Source organism: Bacillus sp. AP50, from assembly GCF_040492675.1.
Classification (GTDB): Bacteria; Bacillota; Bacilli; order Bacillales; family Bacillaceae_G; genus Bacillus_A; species Bacillus_A cereus.
This window is the reverse complement of record NZ_JBEUTW010000655.1, coordinates 1-1073: the sequence shown is the minus strand read 5'-3', so window position 1 is coordinate 1073 and position 1073 is coordinate 1. Positions and strand designations below refer to the sequence as shown.

Genomic DNA, 1073 nt, shown 5'->3' with positions numbered 1-1073 from the left:
AATTTATAGTACCTTGCAAAGAATAATAGCAAGTGATATATTTGTAAATAATGGAATAACCATTATTTGGAATCCTTTTTATAATTTATATATACCCTTCAAAAGGTAGATACAGATTGTGCTGTTTAGAAAGAAGATAAGATTCTCAACTGTAATTCATCATTCTATAAAGGAAAGTGATTGTTATGAACAAAAATGAATTTTTGGAACAACTTAGTTCCTCTCTGCAGAATATGCCTAATTTAGAAAAGGAGGATATTATCTCGGAGTACGAAACTCATTTTATTAGTGGTAAACAAGATGGAATATCTGAAGAGGAAATTTCTAAAAAGCTAGGAAACCCTAAAACTATCGCTAAAGAACTTAACGTTTCATATGCAATAAGCAACGCTGACAATAGGCGCAGCCTAAAAAATATTATGACAGCACTGTTTTCTGTTATGAGCTTAAGTCTTTTAAACTTTATATTTATCATTATCGCCTTTTTCGTATTACTCTTTCTATTACCGCTTCTTCTAGCACTTATAATTGCTACACCGTTATTAATTATTTCACCTATCTTATTAATAGGATTAGGATTCTTTAAAGGGTTTCACCAAATCAGTTATTCCGATGTTTACAATGTATTAATAGCTTTTTGCATCGGCTTACTAATATCAGTCATATGTTATCAAATAATAAAACATCTATACGTAGCTTTAGTTAAGTATTTGAAATGGAATGTAGCTATTTTGCAACGACACTAATGCAAAAGGAGATTAAGATGAAAAATTATATTTTATACCCATTCATGTTACTTACAATGTTATTTCTATCAGCTTGTTCAAACAGTGTACAGCCTAAGGAAAAAAATGATGTACAATCTATTAAAGATGTTGCTATTAAAGTTCCAGAAAATATATTTAGTTCCTCAAAGAAAAATGAAACTATTAGTGAAGACGAAATGAAACAAAATATAAAAAATTATATAGATTATAGTTGGGAGTTAGCTGAAAATATAATTCCTCTCGCTTCAACAAATTCTGATAAGAATTTCACTGAATCTGACCGAGAAAAATTACAAAAACTAATAG

Annotated in this window: 2 protein-coding genes; both read left to right on the top strand. The window is 28.9% G+C overall.

Annotated features, from left to right (window positions below; all coding sequences use genetic code 11):
• The first annotated feature begins 185 nt into the window (after positions 1 to 185).
• On the top strand, positions 186 to 746 hold the full coding sequence (locus tag ABWK52_RS27980) for an HAAS signaling domain-containing protein (protein ID WP_353772309.1): 561 nt from the start codon (positions 186 to 188) through the stop codon (positions 744 to 746).
• A 17-nt stretch (positions 747 to 763) separates the two neighbouring features.
• Positions 764 to 1073 (top strand): NDxxF motif lipoprotein (locus tag ABWK52_RS27975; protein ID WP_353772308.1); only part of this gene is annotated, 310 nt, incomplete at its 3' end.

Bases quoted from the DNA above. Each gene is read 5' to 3' on its own strand.
- ABWK52_RS27980 (WP_353772309.1), top strand. From the start codon at position 186: ATGAACAAAAATGAATTTTTGGAACAACTTAGTTCCTCTCTGCAGAAT.